At 59.9% G+C, this 1,161-nt stretch carries 1 protein-coding gene; it reads left to right on the top strand.

What is annotated here, in order from left to right:
* The first annotated feature begins 140 nt into the window (after positions 1-140).
* On the top strand, positions 141-1,154 hold the full coding sequence (gene intI1, locus GV764_RS16895; protein ID WP_000845048.1) for a class 1 integron integrase IntI1: 1,014 nt from the start codon (positions 141-143) through the stop codon (positions 1,152-1,154).
* The last annotated feature ends 7 nt before the right edge of the window (positions 1,155-1,161 follow it).

The following is a 1,161-nucleotide window of genomic DNA, read 5'->3' on the forward strand; positions in this document are numbered from 1 at the left end:
TTAACTTTGTTTTAGGGCGACTGCCCTGCTGCGTAACATCGTTGCTGCTCCATAACATCAAACATCGACCCACGGCGTAACGCGCTTGCTGCTTGGATGCCCGAGGCATAGACTGTACAAAAAAACAGTCATAACAAGCCATGAAAACCGCCACTGCGCCGTTACCACCGCTGCGTTCGGTCAAGGTTCTGGACCAGTTGCGTGAGCGCATACGCTACTTGCATTACAGTTTACGAACCGAACAGGCTTATGTCCACTGGGTTCGTGCCTTCATCCGTTTCCACGGTGTGCGTCACCCGGCAACCTTGGGCAGCAGCGAAGTCGAGGCATTTCTGTCCTGGCTGGCGAACGAGCGCAAGGTTTCGGTCTCCACGCATCGTCAGGCATTGGCGGCCTTGCTGTTCTTCTACGGCAAGGTGCTGTGCACGGATCTGCCCTGGCTTCAGGAGATCGGAAGACCTCGGCCGTCGCGGCGCTTGCCGGTGGTGCTGACCCCGGATGAAGTGGTTCGCATCCTCGGTTTTCTGGAAGGCGAGCATCGTTTGTTCGCCCAGCTTCTGTATGGAACGGGCATGCGGATCAGTGAGGGTTTGCAACTGCGGGTCAAGGATCTGGATTTCGATCACGGCACGATCATCGTGCGGGAGGGCAAGGGCTCCAAGGATCGGGCCTTGATGTTACCCGAGAGCTTGGCACCCAGCCTGCGCGAGCAGCTGTCGCGTGCACGGGCATGGTGGCTGAAGGACCAGGCCGAGGGCCGCAGCGGCGTTGCGCTTCCCGACGCCCTTGAGCGGAAGTATCCGCGCGCCGGGCATTCCTGGCCGTGGTTCTGGGTTTTTGCGCAGCACACGCATTCGACCGATCCACGGAGCGGTGTCGTGCGTCGCCATCACATGTATGACCAGACCTTTCAGCGCGCCTTCAAACGTGCCGTAGAACAAGCAGGCATCACGAAGCCCGCCACACCGCACACCCTCCGCCACTCGTTCGCGACGGCCTTGCTCCGCAGCGGTTACGACATTCGAACCGTGCAGGATCTGCTCGGCCATTCCGACGTCTCTACGACGATGATTTACACGCATGTGCTGAAAGTTGGCGGTGCCGGAGTGCGCTCACCGCTTGATGCGCTGCCGCCCCTCACTAGTGAGAGGTAGGGCAGCG

It is taken from the genome of Atlantibacter hermannii (genome assembly GCF_009907385.1).
Classification (GTDB): domain Bacteria; phylum Pseudomonadota; class Gammaproteobacteria; order Enterobacterales; family Enterobacteriaceae; genus Atlantibacter; species Atlantibacter hermannii_A.